Raw genomic sequence first — 16,315 nt, 5'->3', positions numbered from 1 at the left:
AACCTATCATTTTTTTTCGGAAATAAATATAATATTTTTATTTTAGATTAAAACTCTTCCGGGAAAATTCCTGAAGCATATTTCCAGACTTCCAAAATTTCTTCAAAAGGAATTTTATAAGGCTCATAAAATGTATTATCTGAAGAAACAGTAATAGAACCTGAATTTTTTGACTTTAATCGTTTATACGTAATTCCGTCATTTGAAGTCACAAAAATATAAGAAGTTCCTGATTTTAGATCATTAAATTCAAATTTCTAAATTCGTTCGGTATCATGCCTGTTTTGTGCTTAAATAAACTAATATCTACTTTTTCAATAATTATTCATAAATATAAATCTCAAAAATCGAATAACAAATTAATGGCAATTTACAACTTAACATAATATTAATTATAGGACATTTTAAATTTGACAAAAAAGAAGAGTGTACTGCTGTATTTTAATCAAAAATTTGTAAAATTATCTTTAGACGATTTTCAGCCATTTACCCACTATTAATGCACTTAGATAGTATTATACCTGACTTAAAATAAGTACTTTATTTGAGTATCGTTTCTATTTTGCTCCATTAATCATTAAAAATCAACATTTTATGAAAATAAATTTGCGTAGTTATTTAACTTCACATATATTTGTAGTTAAATAACTACGTAATGAATTTAAGACGAGATGTTTTTCAGGCCATAGCAGATCCTACAAGAAGATCGATTCTTATGTTGGTTGCCACACAATCTATGACGGCTGGTGCTATTGCTTCAAATTTTGATACAGCCAGACCTACTGTTTCAAAGCATCTGCAGATCCTCACAGCATGTGAATTATTAATTCAGGAACAAAATGGTCGCGAAATGATCTATCATCTCAATCCAAATAAAATGAAAGAAATTGCCGATTTTATCGAACCTTTTCGTCAAATGTGGGACGAAAAATTCAATAAATTAGAAAGCGTAATGAAAGCCTATCAACAGAAAAAATAGAAAATATGGAACTAAAAACGAAAATCCAAGCCGAAGATAACAAGCAGGAAATCCTTATTACAAGAGAGTTTGATTTGCCTTTAGAACTATTATTCAAAGCTTATACAGAAGCCGAATTGGTTGAGCAATGGATGGGAACAAAAGTTTTAAAACTTGATAATCAGCAACATGGCGGATATCAGTTTGAAACATCAAATCCTCAAGGCGATGTCGTTTTCCGCGCCAATGGAACAATTCACGAATTTGTTCATAATCAAAAAATTACGAGAACTTTCCAAATGGAAAACACTCCTTTTCCGGTTCAGTTAGAATTTTTAGAATTTGAAAAATTAACGGAAAATACAAGCAAAATAGTAATTAAAACTATTTACAAATCAGTCGATTACAGAGATCAAATCCTTAAACTTCCATTTGCACAAGGCTTAAATATGGCTCATAATCGTCTGCAGATTATTTTTTCTAAAAAAGCTTAAAAGCTCGCCTTTAAAATTAATAATTGACAAATATTACTCATTACCAATTACTTATCACTCATAAATTATGAATCCTAAAGTTGATTTCTTCTTTGACCAAGCCAAACAATGGCAGAAAGAATTTGAAAAATTAAGAGCAATCGCTCTGGACACAGGGCTTGAGGAAGACCTAAAATGGGGATGCCCCTGCTACACTTATGATAACAAAAATATTTTTTTGATCCATGGATTTAAAGAATATTGCGCACTCCTATTTTTCAAAGGTGCTTTGATGAATGATTCCGACAATATTTTAATCCAACAATCTGAAAATGTTCAGGTTGCGAGACAGATTCGATTTACGGATTTAAAAGAAATTGTTGATTTAGAGAAAATCATTAAAAACTATATGTTTGAAGCTCTTGAAGTAGAAAAATCAGGTATAAAAGTAGAAATGAAAGAAACCAAACAATTTGAAATGATCGAAGAATTTCAAAGAAAGTTAGAGGAAAATTCAGCCTTAAAAAAAGCTTTTGAAGATTTAACTCCCGGAAGACAAAGAGCCTATCTACTCCATTTTTCTTCGGCAAAACAATCAAAAACCCGTGAGTCAAGGATTGAAAAATGTATTCCCGACATACTTATCGGAAAAGGCATAAATGACTAATTACTAAATAATTATAAAAATGGAAACACAAAATAAATCAACAAAAAGAAATAAGATCATCTACTGGATTTTCACTCTTTGGATGTCTTTGGGAATGGTTTCAACAGCCATTGTTCAGCTGATGAAAAACAAAGATGAAGTAGAAAATTTCACAAGACTAGGTTACCCAATTTACTTAATGAGCATCATTGGAATATGGAAAATATTGGGAGTCATCGTTGCTTTAATTCCGAAATATCCATTATTAAAAGAATGGGCGTATGCCGGATTTTTCTTCGCAATGTCCGGAGCTTTGGTTTCCCATATCATTGTCGGAGATCCGATTGGCAGGACTTTTCCACCATTATTGCTTCTTATTATTACTTGTATTTCTTGGTATTTCCGACCATCAGACAGAAAATTTATTTAATTATTTTTGAATAAATTTAATCTAGAATTTTTAACACAAATACAATCAACATGAAAAATAATAGAAAATTATCCTCCGAACAGGCAGACGCTCTCCTTAAAACATTAAAAACCCGTTTTGAAAAAAATATAAACCGTCACAAAGGTCTTGATTGGGATAAAATTCAGTCAAAATTGGAAGCAAATCCCGATAAATTTTGGTCATTAAATGAAATGGAAGTAACCGAAGGTGAACCGGATGTTATTGATTATGATAAAAAAAATGACGAATATATTTTCTTTGATTGTTCGCCAGAGAGCCCAAAACGGAGAAGTCTCTGCTACGATTATCAGGCTTGGGAAGCAAGAAAAGCCAATAAACCTGAAAATAATGTGATCGATAAAGCCCTGGAAATGGGCATTGAATTATTATCAGAAGATCAATATCGCCAACTTCAACAGCTCGGAAAGTTTGATTTAAAAACTTCAAGCTGGATTAAAACTCCCGCGAATATTAGAGAATTAGGTGGTGCTATTTTCTGTGATCGTCGTTACAATATCGTTTTCACGTACCATAACGGTGCAGATTCTTATTATGCAGCAAGAGGTTTTCGTGGCTGTTTGAAAGTATGACAAAAATAATTAAACCATTAAGATTCAATTAAGTAATTAAGAATATTAAGTTTTATAATTACAATAAAATAGATCTTAATGGTTTAAAATCAATTAGGAATTTTTCAGCCAAGGAGATTCTACACTCCAAAATATTATGTTAACTCCTAAATAATTTTCTGCATATTCTACAAACTCTTCTTTTGTAAAAGGTTTTTTAGTCTTTGGATTTTTATAGGTTAAAGTCGGCTCCTGCACAGCCATTGCGACCAAAGGTAAATTTCCTTTATACTTATTAAAGAATGGATATGAATTTTTCATCTGTGCATTTTTATTAGGAACAATATCCGGTCCGCCCAAACCTACATTATTTTCTTTCGCAAATTCAAACAATCTGGACATATATTTATGATCGTTTTCCCATTCACACGGAAAAAAATTCACATATTGTAAAACGTATGATTTTTTGAAAACACTTCTTGCAAATTTTAAATTGTCAAGTTCAGCCTGAAAATATTTATCACAACTGAAACCTGTTTTATCTCTTTTCATATCAATGTCAATCGCAGTTTCCGGCAAATTGATTCCCTGGATTTTTCCATCAAATTTTTTCGCCAACTCTCCTATCAGTTTTTGAAATCTTTGCTGAACTGCAGAATTCCATTGTTGAGTAACCCAACCATTTCCAATCGGTTTATTTTCTCCAGGATTATCAAATTGCGGAACCAAACCTCCTTTATATTCTTTTTCATTTAAAATATAATCCGGCACATACCTCGCTTCCGGTTCAAAAAATCTGTCTTGAAGTTGAATAAATAATTTTCTATTCAATTTGGTTAAATAATCAAGATCTTTTTCAATTCTTGAAAAGTCATAAATATCTTTCGATGTTTCTAATGATTTCCAATTATAAACAATTTGAACTCCTCCAATATCTTTTTGGGTGATGAGCTTTTCAATTTTCTGAAGATCTCCCGAAGATGTATAAATATAATTTTGTGGAGTTTCTGCTTTTAATTGATTAATTCCAAAAATAAATACAACAACAAAAATAATTTTAAGCAAACTTTTCATAACAATGAATTTTTAATAGTATAGAAACATTAATCATGCCTCAAATTATTTTTCCTATATACGAATATTTATTCGGAAATGTTTTTTTTAAGCGATTCTCAGCGATTAGGAAAACCGTTCATAATTTTATCATTATTGATTAAATTAAAATCATAAATACATTTAAAACTAAATATTATTTTTAATTTATATTTAATTATATTAAAAATAGTATTATTATTTTAGCAGCACGAAATTTGATTTAACATAATAAAAAAGGTATGAAAAAATTAATCTTATTAAGTTCGGTATCATTTTTTTTGATGAACTGTAATAAAAAAACGGAAACTGTAACTCCAAAAACAGATGTCGATACAGTGGCAACAACTGAACCTGTGGTTGATACGCTGGGGCCAAAATCATTCTGCTATTTAGGAGTTGTTGGAAAAGACAGTGTTTTTGCGACTATTGATGATAATTTAGGAACCATTACAGGAAAACTATCTTATAAAAACAGCGAAAAAGACAGTTCTATGGGAACTTTGTCCGGAATAAAATCTGGTGATACGCTTAAATTGACTTATGAATTTGCTGCAGAAGGAAAATCAGGAAATACAAATGATATTTATTTTCTACAGAAAAAAGACGCAATAATTGAAGGTGTTGGTGAAAGAGATTCTCAGACAGGAACTAAATTCGTTAATGAAAACAAGATAAAATATGAGGGAACAGATTATAAATTAGTTGATTGCAAATTGGTTTCAAAAGTTTTAAAATAAAACATCAATTATTCCCTAATTATTGAAATATATTGCATGGTATTTGCTATAGTACGGGCTCACACTCATACTAACAAAAATTATTAATAACAAACACTATGCAAAGTTTAAATTTTAAACCGTTTTCGAAAAATGAATTGATTGATGGACTGAAGAAAACGTTTCCACAATATAAAATTCAGACAAGTTTTGGAGCACTTCAAGTAAGAACTAGCGGATTTACATTAACAGGAAATGTAAAAATAAATGCAAAACCTGAGATTGGCAAAGTAACTACAGAAACAGCTTCAGATTCTGCTTTGTTATATCTTATTTTTTGTTTCCCGATCGGTATTTATATGTACATGAAAAAGGAAAAGATTAAAAAACTTGAAAATGAAGTCATTGAAGGTATCAAAAAAATACTTGTCGAAGATTAAAATAAAAACAGCCTGATTGCAGGCTGTTTTTTTAATTATGATATTCACTATTAATGATCTCTATAAAACTGTCTACAGGTTCATCGCCTGTATTCCAAGAAGTTATCAAGCGGATCGCAGAATTATTTTCATCAATTTTCTTCCAAACATAAAACTCAAATTTTTCAGATAAAATATCAATTAAATCATTACTCAAAATCGGAAATATCTGATTAGTATAAGTGTCGGAAAGAAATTCTATTCCTTTATTCTTCATTGCATTTTTAATCTTCATCGCCTGATTATTTGCATGTTTTGCCAGATCAAAATACAAATCATTTTTCATCAGTTCCAAAAACTGAATTCCCAATAATCTCCCTTTTGCTAATAATGCGCCTTTTTGTTTGATATTAAAACCAAAATCCTGTTTAAGTTCCTGATTATTAATAACAATCGCTTCTCCAATCAATGCTCCGTTTTTGGTTCCTCCTAAATAAAAAATATCCGTTAGTTCCGCTACTTTTTCTAAAGTTAAATCACTGATTTCGGAGGTCAAACCATGTCCCAGTCTTGCCCCATCCATAAATAAATACAGATTGTTTTGTTTACAAAAAGTAGATAAATCTTCTAATTCTTTTGCATTATAAATCGTTCCTAGCTCAGTAGAATTCGAAATATAAACCAATTTTGGCATTACCTGATGCGGAACATTTTGATGATTTTCCAAAACAGGAGTAATATCCGTTGGTCTTAATTTCCCATCTTCTGTTTCAATATTTAATATTTTATGGCCTGTCGCTTCGATTGCTCCGGTTTCATTATTTAAAATATGTCCTGTAGAAGCCGAAATTGCACATTGATAAGGTCTTAAAATAGAAGAGATTACAATTAAATTTGCCTGTGTTCCTCCGGAAACAAAATAGATGTCCGAATTTGGGTTTTTAATTTTTTCTTTAATTAATTCTTTAGCCTGTAAAGAATATTCATCTTCGCCATAGCCAGCCTGCTGATCGAGATTACTTTGTAAAAGTGCCTGCAAGATATTTGGGTGGCATCCCTCTGAATAGTCGTTTTTAAATGAAAATTTCATACAGTAAAATTAAAAAAAGTTAAATTAACAAGACCTGAATTTTAATAATATTTTGTTAGATTTGTATTGAAAATCATCTAACATTTTGAAAACAACATTAACAGAAGAAAATTATCTGAAAGCTTTGTTTCATTTAGTTGACAATGAAGGAAAGGTTACGATTAACGAGCTGAGCAAATTTTTAAATGTAAAAATGCCGAGTGTCAATAACATGATGAAGAAATTTGCCGACAAAAGTTGGGTCATTTATGAAACCTACAAACCTCTCAGAGTCACCGAAAAAGGAAGACGCGAAGCCGCTTTGGTGGTACGTAAACACAGACTTACCGAAATGTTTTTGGTTAAAAAAATGAATTTCGGCTGGGAAAATGTCCACGAAATCGCAGAACAGCTTGAGCACGTGCACTCTACTATTTTCTTTGATAAGATGGATGAAATATTAGACCATCCAAAGTTTGATCCGCACGGAGAACCAATTCCTGATAAAGACGGAAATATTATCTCCCAGGATTTACAGAAATTAAGCGGATGCAATGTTGGAGAAACAGTAGTTTTTGCTTCTGTTACGCTTTCTGATGACGCCTTTCTGAATTATTTAACCGAAAGAAAACTGCTCCTGAATACCAAAATAAAAGTTATTAAAATTGAAAGTTTTGACAGATCCGTAACGGTTGAAGTTGAAGGTAAACAGGAAATTTTAAGTAAAAAAGCTACGGAGAAAATATTGGTTAAAAAATAATTTTTTGAACCATTAAGATTTGTTTAAGGAGTTAAGAATGTTAAGATTAGCTACGCTTTAAAATCAGCATGTTTTTCTTAATTAAACTTAATCTCTTAAAAAAATATTAATGGTTAAATTTTTACTTCAAGCTATTTTTCAAAATTTCAGAAACAGTTTCAATTTCTTCCGTTGTATTAAAGTAATGTGGTGAAAGTCTTACTATTCCATTCACATTTTTATTAGTAAAATCAATCAAAGCGGAATTTTTGTAGGTTACTGAGAAAAATATATTATTCTCTTTTAGGACTTTTTGAATATTTTCAAGCTCACCATTAGGCTCACAAAAAGTAACAATACTACTAAGCTTATTTCCCCAATCCCAAACGTTGAAACCACTATTTTTAAGGTTTTCTCTAAGTTTTCCAGATAAATTTTTGTTATAATTTTCAATATTATCTAAGCCAATATTATTTGCATACTTTACAGCTTCCATAAAACCTAGTAAAGAACCATAAGAAATCTCCCAATGTTCGAATCTTTTTGCGGTTTTAAATAATTCATAATCATCATATTCCGTCCAGTTTGCACCTCTCATATCTAACAATAAGGGAGCGTAATTTTGCTCTAAAACTCTGTCAGAAACATATAAAAATCCAGTTCCTCTCGGTCCACGCATGAATTTTCTTCCTGTGGCAGTCAGGAAATCACAGTCGATTTTCTCAACATCAACAACCATTTGTCCAACAGATTGGCAAGCATCAACCAAATATAAAACATCATATTGACGGCAAATTTTCCCTACACCTTCAACGTTTTGAATCAAACCTGAATTTGTAGGAATATGCGTAACTGCAATTAATTTTGGATTGTGTTTCTTGATTAAATTTTCTAAATCCTCCAAATCCAATTCATTATCTGAAAGATTTTTCGTTCTAATTACTTTTATATTTAATTTTTTCTGAAGCGAAATGAAAGTGATCTGATTCGAAATATAATCATCAACAGTGGTAATGATAACATCTCCTTCTTTGAAAACAATACTCGACAACGCTTTTGTATAAGCATCCGTCGCGCTGGTTGCAAAAGCAATATTTGATAACTTGCAGTTGATCAGTTTTGCTGTTTCTTCATAAAACTCTTCCAGTAAAGTTGCAGTTCGGTTGGCGACTTCATATCCTCCGAATTGTTCTTCCTGATGAAAATAATCAACCATTGATTCTACAACAACTTTTGGCATTAATGATGAACCAGCGTTGTTTAGAAATATTTTATTATCGGATAAACCTTTTGTGTCTTGTCTTATTTGGTTTAAATTCATTTTTTTATTTTTTTCTCCCACAGATTTACACAGATGACTGCATATAATATTCTCTAAAAACCTGTGAGAATTTAATCAGACAATTTTATACAAAAAATCCCAAATTATTGCGTTCGGGATTAAATATTTTTTGAAAGTGATTATAAAATTAATCTAGAACACTCCAGCCTCTTTTCGGATTGCTGTTTGAAGAAACTTCCTGTTCGTTAACAATGATGTTTTCTTTTCTCTGACCGATGTAATCCAATTCACTTAATTTAGAGAAAATTGTTTCTAAACTTCTCAACATCTGTTGGATATAAAGAAGTGGTTCGCCACAATTATGGTGATCGTAATTGGTTTCAGCAACAATAGATAGTTGATTTAATAAGGTATGAGGGGCAATTTCACTCCATTCTAAGCTATAATTCAACATTTCCTCCAATTCTGCAGGAACCAAAACCTGAGTTGAATTGTATAAATGAAGCGCCAATTTTGCAAAATTTTCAATTAAAAATACAGGTGGTTGCCAAGGAATAATATTTCTGAATTGGAAATACATATCTCCAAACGTCGTAACCATCGTGTTACATAGAAACTTAACATTTTGAGCTAACGCTGTATTTTGATTTTTATGAGATGCTTTTTGAATGATTTTAAAAGCGTATTGCTGTAAATTTCCGATAGATTTTGCATAGCTGTTGTAATAATCCAACAAAGCAGGATGACTCTGAATAGACGTACAAGGCGGAATAAAATTAGAATCTACCTGCGCGATATTTCCCTTTAAATCAACCTTTCCGACGATCAGATAATTCCCTCCTGAGTAACTGCTATTCAAAGAAGTTACTGGAAGCAACTCGATATGATGATTCGGTTGTGCATTGGGATGACGAGGCGGAATTTCTTCAGGATCAATATCTCCAAACGGAACTTTATCAAACGGATTAACGGAAATTAGGATATAATATTCTCCATCAGCCTGTTCTTCATTCATTGATTTGGCTAATGATTTTACGCTTACTCTCCTATCATTCAACTCAACTCTGTAGCCTGCTAAAGTCACTGCGCTACAATGTTTTATAACTAATTGAACATCATTTGTTGCCGTATTATGAACATCAAAAATAGTTTTGTCTGTAAACTCGTTCGGGATTGGTAAAAGTCCGTAATTATATGTTGTGATCGCCAAAGAATTTGAATCTCTGATGGTATCTATTAGAAAATTATCCTGATCATTCAGGTGTCTTTGGGAAACTTTCATCCCATCTACCCAATTGATTGCAAAATGTTTTATAGGCTGTATCATAGTTAATACTTTTAAAATTTGTGATTATGGTTTTCTCGTAATTCCTTCTTCTTCGTGCTGGATAACTCTTTTGCAGATCACCACTTCATTTTCTGAAATGCCGTTTGCAGAAATATCCATATCAAAATTAATATACCTTCTGAAACTGAAAAACGATTTTTTTGTATAAAAGATCCAATAATATGGTTCTTTTTCAATGTCTGATAAATGAATGATAGATCCCGGATTCTTGTGATTATAATCATCCACTACTCTATAAAACCAGTCTCCGAAAGTTACTCCGGTTGGTAAAGTTTTAGCTTTAATTCTAAATCTGTTGGCGTCTTCAAGATTTTTGCTTAACTCAACATTCAACACCATTAATCTATCAAAATCTGCACCTTCAAAGTCCGGAAGTCTCTGATCCGGTGAATATCTCCAGGTTTTATAAATATCGAACGGAATACTGATGAACTGAATATAGCAATAGTAAAATACCATCGGAACCAAAAAGATCAACATGCTCGTTGCCGACATGATAGCGTAACCTGTTCCTTTACTCATCCAATTAAAAATCAGATAAAAAAGATATCCGCCGAAAGCGATACACGTCAATGAAAGTATTGATTCAAACAAAATACTCATCGACACAGATTCGATATGTTTTTTGAAATACTTATCTAATAAATTAACGTGAATAATCCCAAAAATAAGGTAAATAATCTGTGCAATAAGATACCAATATGGGTTAAACAAATTCCCTGCAAACCCGAAAAAACCAGGTAAAGCAAGACACAAACTGCAAAGCAGAACGTATATGATGATTACTTTAATTTTTATAGCAGGTTTGTTTCTTCTGATTATTCCGAGGATAATCATCATAATAACTGCTATTAGTGGCATTAAAATATACCTAAAAAAGATCCCTTTAACTGAAGAAATTTCCATTTGTTTCTTTTCGAATTTATATTTTGTTGGTGATTGTAAATATAATAAAATATTTTACAGAAAGGTAGAGTATCCGAGGCGGTTTGCATTTCTGCCATCATCCTCAAGCATAAATGAATATTCTTTCTTTTCTGTGATAAAATTTTCTTCCACATCTACGCTTACAGGAAGAAAATAATCGTATAAAGCCTGAAGTACTTTTCTGAACGGGTTTCCATGAATATATTTTTTCATATCCGAATACGGAATCGGGCCGATATTCACTACCCAATTTCGCTGTCCGTCCATATGTTTCCCACTCGGAATATAAGTAACTCCCAATTTTGAATTTCCTAATAACATAGAATCATTATTTCCCCCTATTCCATCAATAACATTTGGGGCAAAAGTTACCTCTACAGGCACTTGTAAAAATGCTGTCATACATCTTTCAAGCCATTTTTTATCTCCTCTGATCTGATGAAAAAACGGTAAAATATAGATAAAAATATAGGCATTTTGTTTATCTAGCATCTTCACCAAAGGCCAAAGTTCGCTGACAGTTTCTAGCAAAGTATCGGTGTCGCTGGTAAGGTCAAAATCGAATTCTTTAAGCAAAGCACTGACTTCCGTAAAGAAAATTTCCAATTCAAAAGGTTGGAAAAACTTTCTGGCATCTTCTTCTACCCTTTTTTGCTTTCGGATTTCCTTAACAACGCTTTCAACGTTTTTTCTCGTAGCACCCAATGAAGGCGGATGAAAAAGTCCTTCAGGAAGGTAATCGTAAATTCCTTCTCTGTACGTTTCTATCGTAAAAACTTCTTCATCAAAACCTAAATAATTGCTTGAAATATTTTTAATATCCTTTAAATAAGCCCTGTCATTGATCCCGATCCTGTCAATAAAGATATTGCTTACCGCTCTGTGATATTTCAACAGATTCACCGCGACAGCTTCTGCCTTGAAATCTGTCTGCAGCTTATTGTAATACATATCTACAATATTATTCTCATACATAGTGTTTCCTGTGATTATTTGGCTTGTAAAGGTAATATATCTCTAATTATTGAAAAAGCATTTTCTCAATAAATTTCTTCTAAAAATACTAATTTATTAACATTAAATAGAATAATATATTATAATTTCCGTGAAAATACGGTAAAAGTATAAGTTTGAGATTTGTATAACATTAATATTTAAAAATTTTAATCATTGAATATATTTAAGTTGTTAAAAATACTAAGTTTTCAAAGCTCCAATTTTCAAATATATCTTAAAAAGATAGAATGATTTACTTTAAACCTTTTATTTAGATTAAATTTTATTAACCTTAGAAAAGCAAGAAATTATTCAATTTTTAATACAATTCGGAAAGCGAGCCGTATCTTTGCGATCTGAAAAATGTTATATAAAATGAAAAGTATTTATTCTAAAATTCTGATGTTAGCATTCATCACATCTTCACTGTATTCTTATGCGTGGGGATTGACGGGGCACAGAATTATTGCAGAAATCGCTGAAAACCACCTTTCCGGGAAAGCAAGAAGAGAGATCAAAAAAATAATGGGGAGAGAACGTCTTGCTTATTGGGCAAACTGGCCGGATTTCATTAAATCTGACACTACAGGTGCTTGGAAGCAGGCTTCAGCTTGGCATTACGTAAACATTGATCCACAGGCAGATTTCAAAGCATTTGAGCAAAATTTGAAAGCTCAGGCTGGTCCGAGCTTGTATACTCAGGTGAAAACTTTGTCTGCTCAGGTAAAAGATGAAAAAACTTCTGAAAAAGACAGAAAAATTGCTTTGATTTTCTTGATTCATATTATGGGAGATCTTTCTCAGCCTATGCACACAGGGAGGTCTGAAGATTTAGGAGGAAACAAAATCAATGTAACTTATTTTGGAGAAAAAACAAATTTACACTCAGTTTGGGACGGAAAATTAGTAGATTCTCAAAAATACAGCTATACAGAATATTCGAAATTATTGGATATCAAAACTGATGATGAAGTAAAACAAATTCAGACAGGAACTTTGGAAGACTGGTTGTATGATTCTCACAAAATTGCGAATAAAATCTACGCACAAACTCCAAATGATTCAAAATTATCTTATGATTATCAGTACAAATTCAATGATACAATGGAAAGACAGCTTCTTTACGGAGGTTTGAGACTGGCAAAATTGTTAAATGATTTGTTTTAATTGTTGATTGTTGATAGCCTTTAGTTGATTGTCAATTTAAAATTATATGAGCGGAACTTAGGTTTCGCTTTTTTTGTTTTTAAAACACTAATTTTTTTCACAAATAAACACTAATGTTCTCATAAATAAAATATTTGCAATGTCATTCAGAACGAAATTAAATTAGGAATCTAAATTAAATACTTAAAAATTTAAACCATTAAGATTGATTTAAGAAGTTAAGACTATTAAGAGATTGCTTCGTCACTACGTTCCTCGTAATACCTGATTCTGAAAAAACGACTGCAACCCTAGCCCCGATTGTAGCGACATCCTTTTGGGTTGCGGGCGAAGCGAAGCGGAGCCCGTAACCCAAAAGATATAGTGGAAAGCGGGATAAAGCTTTAAATAAAAATATTAACCTTAATATTAAATAATTAAAATGATTTATCTTAATTATGCCCAACTCTTTAAATAAAATCTTAATGGTTCAAAATCCTCTCCCAGATTTACAAGAGCGATAATTTACAACTAATTTTCGAAATTTATTTTAATTAAATAAAAAATAATTGAAACATGTGTAACCTTTTTACCTTTTCAAACGTATAATATATAGTAACTCTATTTTGAGGATAAAATAAATGAGACAATTAAAAATCACTAAGCAGGTAACCAACAGGGAAACTGCTTCATTAGACAAGTATTTGCAGGAAATTGGTAAAGTGGAACTGATCACTGCGGACGAAGAAGTAGATTTGGCACAAAGAATACGTGCGGGCGACAGAGCTGCACTGGAGAAATTAATCAAGGCCAACCTTCGTTTCGTAGTTTCCGTATCTAAGCAATACCAAAATCAAGGTCTTTCTTTACCCGATTTAATTAATGAAGGTAACTTAGGACTGATGAAAGCAGCAAAAAGGTATGATGAAACTAGAGGTTTCAAATTTATATCTTATGCGGTTTGGTGGATTCGTCAGTCGATTTTACAGGCTTTGGCAGAACAGTCAAGAATTGTAAGATTGCCATTGAATAAAATTGGTTCCATCAACAAGATCAATAAAGCATATGCTCACTTAGAACAAGAAAACGAAAGACCTCCTTCTCCGGAAGAATTGGCTGAAGTTCTTGATATGAGCGAGGAAGATATTAAAGAATCTATGAAAAACTCCGGAAGACACTTGTCTATGGATGCACCTTTGGTAGAAGGTGAAGATTCTAATCTTTATGATGTATTGCGTTCAGGAGAATCTCCAAGTCCAGATAAAGATCTAATGCTTGAATCTCTTCAAATTGAAATTGAAAGAGCATTAAATACTTTGACTCCAAGAGAGGCTGACTTAGTAAGATTATACTTCGGATTGAACGGAAAACATCCAATGACTTTAGAGGAAATTGGTGAAACTTTCGATCTTACAAGAGAGAGAGTCCGTCAGATCAAAGAAAAAGCAATTAAGAGACTAAAGCATAATACCAGAAGCAAGATCCTGAAATCTTATTTAGGTAAATAATTTTAGCGCAACAATTTATTAGGCGGAGTTTGATTTTTCAAGCTCCGTTTTTTTTTGTAACAATTTTGGAAGTATCTTCAACTAATTGAAATAATAAATTGACCATCACGTTTGTCATTCAGAACGAAGCGCAGCGGAGTGAAGAATCTCTACAATTATATTTAAAAAACTACGTCTAGATTCCTCCGGAATGACAAAAATTGAGAATAAAATTAAAATAAACTATGAAAAAAATACTTTTCTCCTCTATCCTATCTCTATCATTACTTTCTTGTTCAGAAAATAAGCCTAAACAAACTGAAATTGTAGAAAAAGCAGCAGAAAATACAGAATCAAGCTTTCCTATAAAAAGATTAAGTAATACTCAGGATATTTTAGAAGGAATCTATTCTGAGCAAATTAAAAATAATAAAGATTTAAAAGAACTAGATGAAAAAGTTTTATCAATTCAGCAAGACAGCCGAGAAATGCAGAATATTTATAAAGACATAATTACTAACTCTGAAGATTATTATAACATCGCTGAGAATAGAGCTAAAGTAATTAGAGACTCTGCATTAAAAAAAGAAATTCTTAGTCTTTTACAAAATAGTTCAGAAAAATTTAATTTAAAAAAGAAAAAATTGGAAGAATTAACAAAGCAAGTCAATCTTAATAATTATAAAATTTCCAGTTTTTATAACGCTTTCAAAATCAAAAAAACGCTTCCCGAGATCGAAAAATACCAAAACGCTCATCCTTTGAAAACAGACAGTTTGAATAATTTCATCAATAAGCAAAATCAATTATTGAATGAATTAAAAAACTTAAAATAATGAATTCAATCTCAATAATCGGAGCCGGAATTGGCGGTTTAGCTCTTGGAAATGTCCTGAAACAAAATAATTTAGACTTCACAATTTATGAATCAGCACCAGAAATAAAACCTGTCGGAGCTGGAATTATGATGGCCATAAATGCTATGCAAACCTTTGATCAGTTAGGATTAAAAGAAAAAATTGAGAAAGCAGGAAACAAAATTCATGGAATTTCGATTACGGATGAAAAGTTGAAACCTATTACAAAAACAAATATTCTTGAATTAGAAAATAAATATAATTCCTGCAACGTAGCGATTCACAGAGCAGAATTACAAAAAATATTAGCTGAAAATATTGGTTTCGAACATATTAAACTTGATCATTCTTTAACCCAAATCAAGAAAAAAGAAAACTATATTTTAAACTTTGAAAATGGAATTGAAGTCGAAGGTAAAATAGTTTTCGGAGCAGATGGAATTCATTCTAAAATCAGAAATCAAATTTTCGAAACAGGAAACATCCGAAATGCAAAGCAAATGTGTTGGAGAGGTTTATTAGATTTTGATTTACCCGAGGAATTTCATCATCAAGCTCTTGAAATTTGGGGAAAAGCAAAGCGTTTTGGTTTTGTGAAGCTTTCAGAGAAAAAAATATATTGGTATGCGTTAATTAATCACGGGAAACACAAACGTTACAATAGTTTAGCTGAAAATTTTAGCGATTTTAATCCTTTAGTTTTAAAAATTTTAGAATCTACTCCAAAAGAAAATATTATTCTTAATGATATTATGGACCTGTCTCCTATTCCAAAATGGTATTCTGAAAACCTTTGTTTGATTGGCGATGCAGCTCATGCAACCACTCCAAATATGGGACAAGGTGCTTGTCAGGCCATTGAAGATTCCTATATTATTGGAAAATTACTTGAAACTCATCAAGATTTTAATACTGTTTTTGCGGAATTCCAGAAAATCAGAAGAAAAAAGGTGGATTATGTCGTGAATACAAGCTGGAAAATCGGGCAAATCTCACAATGGGAACGAGGAAATTCTCTACGAAATTTCTTTATGAGATTGACTCCTGAAAGTATAAACCAAAAGATGGTTGAGAAAGTTATAAAACTGGAAATGTAATTTTTCTCTTTAAAAAATTCAGATAATTATGAGCCTTGTC

General features: G+C 31.5%; 19 protein-coding genes. 12 read left to right on the top strand and 7 right to left on the bottom strand.

Going from position 1 to position 16,315, the window contains the following annotated elements; genetic code table 11:
- Positions 1-47: 47 nt before the first annotated feature.
- Positions 48-212: a S24/S26 family peptidase gene (locus A0O34_RS22440; protein ID WP_157886069.1), complete on the bottom strand. Its 165-nt coding sequence runs from the start codon at positions 210-212 to the stop codon at positions 48-50.
- 443 nt (positions 213-655) lie between these two features.
- On the opposite strand from A0O34_RS22440, the gene A0O34_RS19125 reads away from it, so the two are divergent.
- The 5 genes from A0O34_RS19125 (at position 656) to A0O34_RS19105 (ending at position 3,118) form a co-directional block, all read left to right on the top strand.
- Positions 656-979 carry an ArsR/SmtB family transcription factor gene (locus tag A0O34_RS19125; protein WP_066758361.1) on the top strand — a complete coding sequence of 108 codons (324 nt, stop codon included), beginning with the start codon at positions 656-658 and terminating at the stop codon, positions 977-979.
- Positions 980-984: 5 nt separating this feature from the next.
- Entirely contained in the window at positions 985-1,452 is a 468-nt protein-coding gene (locus tag A0O34_RS19120; RefSeq protein ID WP_066758359.1) for an SRPBCC family protein, read from the top strand.
- A 67-nt stretch (positions 1,453-1,519) separates the two neighbouring features.
- A complete protein-coding gene (locus A0O34_RS19115; RefSeq protein ID WP_066758358.1) occupies positions 1,520-2,098 on the top strand; it encodes a YdeI/OmpD-associated family protein in 579 nt (192 codons plus the stop codon).
- A gap of 19 nt (positions 2,099-2,117) precedes the next feature.
- Positions 2,118-2,507: a DoxX family protein gene (locus A0O34_RS19110; RefSeq protein WP_066758357.1), complete on the top strand. Its 390-nt coding sequence runs from the start codon at positions 2,118-2,120 to the stop codon at positions 2,505-2,507.
- 50 nt (positions 2,508-2,557) lie between these two features.
- Positions 2,558-3,118, top strand: a complete 561-nt coding sequence (locus A0O34_RS19105) for a DUF4256 domain-containing protein (RefSeq protein ID WP_066758355.1) — start codon at positions 2,558-2,560, stop codon at positions 3,116-3,118.
- Positions 3,119-3,211: 93 nt separating this feature from the next.
- On the opposite strand, the gene A0O34_RS19100 is transcribed toward A0O34_RS19105, so the two are convergent.
- A complete protein-coding gene (locus tag A0O34_RS19100; RefSeq protein WP_066758353.1) occupies positions 3,212-4,171 on the bottom strand; it encodes a hypothetical protein in 960 nt (319 codons plus the stop codon).
- Between the two features lie 260 nt (positions 4,172-4,431).
- On the opposite strand from A0O34_RS19100, the gene A0O34_RS19095 reads away from it, so the two are divergent.
- Positions 4,432-4,929 (top strand): hypothetical protein, encoded by a 498-nt coding sequence (locus tag A0O34_RS19095; RefSeq protein ID WP_066758351.1) that lies wholly within the window; start codon positions 4,432-4,434, stop codon positions 4,927-4,929.
- A gap of 98 nt (positions 4,930-5,027) precedes the next feature.
- Positions 5,028-5,348, top strand: coding sequence for a hypothetical protein (locus A0O34_RS19090; RefSeq protein WP_066758344.1), 321 nt, complete (start codon positions 5,028-5,030; stop codon positions 5,346-5,348).
- A gap of 31 nt (positions 5,349-5,379) precedes the next feature.
- Here the strand turns inward: A0O34_RS19090 and A0O34_RS19085 are convergent, their stop codons facing one another.
- Positions 5,380-6,417 (bottom strand): threonine aldolase family protein, encoded by a 1,038-nt coding sequence (locus A0O34_RS19085; protein ID WP_066758342.1) that lies wholly within the window; start codon positions 6,415-6,417, stop codon positions 5,380-5,382.
- A gap of 85 nt (positions 6,418-6,502) precedes the next feature.
- Here A0O34_RS19085 and A0O34_RS19080 point away from each other — a divergent pair, with 85 nt between their 5' ends.
- A complete protein-coding gene (locus A0O34_RS19080; RefSeq protein ID WP_066758340.1) occupies positions 6,503-7,156 on the top strand; it encodes a metal-dependent transcriptional regulator in 654 nt (217 codons plus the stop codon).
- A 121-nt stretch (positions 7,157-7,277) separates the two neighbouring features.
- Here A0O34_RS19080 and A0O34_RS19075 read toward each other — a convergent pair whose 3' ends face one another.
- The 4 genes from A0O34_RS19075 to A0O34_RS19060 all read right to left on the bottom strand — a co-directional run bounded on the left by A0O34_RS19075 (position 7,278) and on the right by A0O34_RS19060 (position 11,667).
- Positions 7,278-8,456: an aminotransferase class V-fold PLP-dependent enzyme gene (locus tag A0O34_RS19075; RefSeq protein WP_066759832.1), complete on the bottom strand. Its 1,179-nt coding sequence runs from the start codon at positions 8,454-8,456 to the stop codon at positions 7,278-7,280.
- Between the two features lie 148 nt (positions 8,457-8,604).
- Positions 8,605-9,744, bottom strand: coding sequence for a hypothetical protein (locus A0O34_RS19070; protein ID WP_066758338.1), 1,140 nt, complete (start codon positions 9,742-9,744; stop codon positions 8,605-8,607).
- A gap of 24 nt (positions 9,745-9,768) precedes the next feature.
- Positions 9,769-10,671, bottom strand: coding sequence for a TssN family type VI secretion system protein (locus tag A0O34_RS19065; protein WP_066758333.1), 903 nt, complete (start codon positions 10,669-10,671; stop codon positions 9,769-9,771).
- Between the two features lie 54 nt (positions 10,672-10,725).
- Positions 10,726-11,667 (bottom strand): type VI secretion system baseplate subunit TssG, encoded by a 942-nt coding sequence (locus A0O34_RS19060; protein ID WP_066758327.1) that lies wholly within the window; start codon positions 11,665-11,667, stop codon positions 10,726-10,728.
- Between the two features lie 396 nt (positions 11,668-12,063).
- Here A0O34_RS19060 and A0O34_RS19055 point away from each other — a divergent pair, with 396 nt between their 5' ends.
- The 4 genes from A0O34_RS19055 to A0O34_RS19040 all read left to right on the top strand — a co-directional run bounded on the left by A0O34_RS19055 (position 12,064) and on the right by A0O34_RS19040 (position 16,275).
- A complete protein-coding gene (locus A0O34_RS19055) occupies positions 12,064-12,855 on the top strand; it encodes a S1/P1 nuclease (protein WP_066758325.1) in 792 nt (263 codons plus the stop codon).
- Positions 12,856-13,475: 620 nt separating this feature from the next.
- Positions 13,476-14,342, top strand: a complete 867-nt coding sequence (locus A0O34_RS19050; RefSeq protein WP_027385416.1) for a sigma-70 family RNA polymerase sigma factor — start codon at positions 13,476-13,478, stop codon at positions 14,340-14,342.
- A gap of 224 nt (positions 14,343-14,566) precedes the next feature.
- A complete protein-coding gene (locus tag A0O34_RS19045; protein ID WP_066758323.1) occupies positions 14,567-15,157 on the top strand; it encodes a hypothetical protein in 591 nt (196 codons plus the stop codon).
- On the top strand, positions 15,157-16,275 hold the full coding sequence (locus tag A0O34_RS19040; RefSeq protein ID WP_066758321.1) for an FAD-dependent monooxygenase: 1,119 nt from the start codon (positions 15,157-15,159) through the stop codon (positions 16,273-16,275). The genes A0O34_RS19045 and A0O34_RS19040 overlap by 1 nt, the downstream gene beginning before the upstream one ends.
- Positions 16,276-16,315: the final 40 nt, after the last annotated feature.

Source organism: Chryseobacterium glaciei (genome assembly GCF_001648155.1).
GTDB lineage: Bacteria > Bacteroidota > Bacteroidia > Flavobacteriales > Weeksellaceae > Chryseobacterium > Chryseobacterium glaciei.
The sequence above is the reverse complement of the archived record's forward strand: the minus strand, read 5'-3'. Positions and strand labels throughout refer to the sequence as shown.

Bases quoted from the DNA above. Each gene is read 5' to 3' on its own strand.
- A0O34_RS19105 (WP_066758355.1), top strand. From the start codon at position 2,558: ATGAAAAATAATAGAAAATTATCCTCCGAACAGGCAGACGCTCTCCTT.
- A0O34_RS19075 (WP_066759832.1), bottom strand. From the start codon at position 8,456: ATGAATTTAAACCAAATAAGACAAGACACAAAAGGTTTATCCGATAAT.
- A0O34_RS19045 (WP_066758323.1), top strand. From the start codon at position 14,567: ATGAAAAAAATACTTTTCTCCTCTATCCTATCTCTATCATTACTTTCT.
- A0O34_RS19095 (WP_066758351.1), top strand. From the start codon at position 4,432: ATGAAAAAATTAATCTTATTAAGTTCGGTATCATTTTTTTTGATGAAC.
- A0O34_RS19050 (WP_027385416.1), top strand. From the start codon at position 13,476: ATGAGACAATTAAAAATCACTAAGCAGGTAACCAACAGGGAAACTGCT.
- A0O34_RS19100 (WP_066758353.1), bottom strand. From the start codon at position 4,171: ATGAAAAGTTTGCTTAAAATTATTTTTGTTGTTGTATTTATTTTTGGA.
- A0O34_RS19090 (WP_066758344.1), top strand. From the start codon at position 5,028: ATGCAAAGTTTAAATTTTAAACCGTTTTCGAAAAATGAATTGATTGAT.
- A0O34_RS19120 (WP_066758359.1), top strand. From the start codon at position 985: ATGGAACTAAAAACGAAAATCCAAGCCGAAGATAACAAGCAGGAAATC.
- A0O34_RS19085 (WP_066758342.1), bottom strand. From the start codon at position 6,417: ATGAAATTTTCATTTAAAAACGACTATTCAGAGGGATGCCACCCAAAT.
- A0O34_RS19060 (WP_066758327.1), bottom strand. From the start codon at position 11,667: ATGTATGAGAATAATATTGTAGATATGTATTACAATAAGCTGCAGACA.
- A0O34_RS19065 (WP_066758333.1), bottom strand. From the start codon at position 10,671: ATGGAAATTTCTTCAGTTAAAGGGATCTTTTTTAGGTATATTTTAATG.
- A0O34_RS19055 (WP_066758325.1), top strand. From the start codon at position 12,064: ATGAAAAGTATTTATTCTAAAATTCTGATGTTAGCATTCATCACATCT.
- A0O34_RS19070 (WP_066758338.1), bottom strand. From the start codon at position 9,744: ATGATACAGCCTATAAAACATTTTGCAATCAATTGGGTAGATGGGATG.
- A0O34_RS19125 (WP_066758361.1), top strand. From the start codon at position 656: ATGAATTTAAGACGAGATGTTTTTCAGGCCATAGCAGATCCTACAAGA.
- A0O34_RS19115 (WP_066758358.1), top strand. From the start codon at position 1,520: ATGAATCCTAAAGTTGATTTCTTCTTTGACCAAGCCAAACAATGGCAG.
- A0O34_RS19040 (WP_066758321.1), top strand. From the start codon at position 15,157: ATGAATTCAATCTCAATAATCGGAGCCGGAATTGGCGGTTTAGCTCTT.
- A0O34_RS19110 (WP_066758357.1), top strand. From the start codon at position 2,118: ATGGAAACACAAAATAAATCAACAAAAAGAAATAAGATCATCTACTGG.